Raw genomic sequence first — 1,052 nt, 5'->3', positions numbered from 1 at the left:
TAAGAAATTTTTGGCAGCTAACCCAGTTGCTAAGCGTTGGTTTGAACTAGTTCAAATTCCGGCTGAGGACATTAACGTTGAAAGCTTAAAGATCAAAGAGGGTGAGAGCAGTTCAGAAGATATTAATCGCCATGCTAAAGAGTGGGTTGAGAAGAATCAAGAGTTGTTTGATAGCTGGATAGAAGAGGCAAAAAAGGCAGGAGGTGATTCTATTTAAAGGGAATAGGGAATAGGGAATAGGGAGTAGGGAGTAGGGAGTAGGGAGTAGGGAGTAGGGAATTTTTGTGTACTTAATAGCTATTAAAAAGGCGTTGCTGAATCAAGGAATGAATGCGCGATCATCTGGTTTTGGTCAAGCCCCCTAAATCCCCCAACTTTGCGGTGCGACCCGTGGCGAATTTAATTCGCCTACGGAAAGCGCACCGGAGGGGAATTTGAAAGTCTTTTTCCCCCCAAAATTGGGGGGCTAGGGGGGCAAAACCATACCCATAATCAGCAACACGTAAGTTAATTTTTTTTACAAAAAAGCGTTCGTATAACTTTAGCGAACGTTTTTTTATTCCCCCTAAAACTACCCAAAAAAACTTTTTTCAAAACCCTTGACAAAGTTATTTATAATCATTATAATTATAAACATAACGACGAATTCAATCTTTGATTCATGTCAAAAAACCCAAACCTAAAGAAACAACCTGTTGAGCACACTATGAAAGGCTCTCGTCAAGCAGTAATGCATAGTATGCACATGCTTTATGTCTTTGGCTATGCCGAGATTTGCGAGTGGAGCCCTCTGGAGCCAACTGGTGTTCCAGACGAAGTGATTACGACAATGATGAAGTATTGGCTGTTGCCATAACACTTTGTCTTGATGCAGTCGCTCATGGGGGAAACCCCCAAGACCGCGCTGCATCGCTAAATTTCTGGGGGGTTTTCCCCCCCTGGGAAAAGCTCCGGTCTGGTCGCGTAGCGTGACCTTTGGCCAATCAAATAACATCACATCAGGTTAGGTTTGGGATCTGACTGAGATCAAAATTTCAATCCACTTACTGTGG

General features: G+C 43.0%; 1 protein-coding gene and 1 pseudogene. Both read left to right on the top strand.

Translation table 11 applies throughout. The features are described 5' to 3' along the window. Window positions 1-217 (top strand): annotated as a pseudogene (proX, locus tag F6K53_RS45150) (proline/glycine betaine ABC transporter substrate-binding protein ProX); the annotation flags it as partial. A 444-nt stretch (window positions 218-661) separates the two neighbouring features. Then, a complete protein-coding gene (locus tag F6K53_RS45145; RefSeq protein WP_293065422.1) occupies window positions 662-856 on the top strand; it encodes a hypothetical protein in 195 nt (64 codons plus the stop codon). Window positions 857-1,052: the final 196 nt, after the last annotated feature.

The organism is Moorena sp. SIO4A1 (genome assembly GCF_010672065.1).
GTDB lineage: Bacteria > Cyanobacteriota > Cyanobacteriia > Cyanobacteriales > Coleofasciculaceae > Moorena.
Note: the sequence above shows the minus strand (reverse complement) of the source record. Positions and strands in the feature narration are given on the sequence as shown.